This window comes from Rothia nasimurium, assembly GCF_928381415.1.
Taxonomy (GTDB): domain Bacteria; phylum Actinomycetota; class Actinomycetes; order Actinomycetales; family Micrococcaceae; genus Rothia; species Rothia nasimurium_H.
In genome coordinates this window covers 1-252 of the sequence record NZ_CAKMSF010000050.1, presented here as the reverse complement: position 1 = coordinate 252, position 252 = coordinate 1, and the positions used below count along the sequence as shown (strand labels likewise).

The 252-nt window shown below is 51.6% G+C and carries 1 pseudogene; it reads left to right on the top strand.

From position 1 onward, the window contains the following. Nucleotides 1-141, top strand: a pseudogene (locus tag L7A20_RS11935) (transposase); the annotation flags it as partial. Between the last annotated feature and the right edge of the window lie 111 nt (nt 142-252).

Sequence of the window (252 nt, the reverse complement as noted above, 5' to 3'; positions counted from 1 at the left end):
AAAAACGTCGATGAAATCATCCTCTCCCTGGCCGCCAAAGGACTCACCTACGGTGACATCGCAGCCCACTTCGAGCAAATCTATGGGGCCAGCATCAGTAAAGACACCATCAGCCGTATCACCGCAAGGGACTGTCAGGAAAACGGTGTAAACCCTCCCAACCCCAACAGGAGAAAATAACACCATGACAACAGAACACCAACTCGCCCAAAACCTCATCACCCAAGCCAAAGAACAAGGCCTAGACCTCAG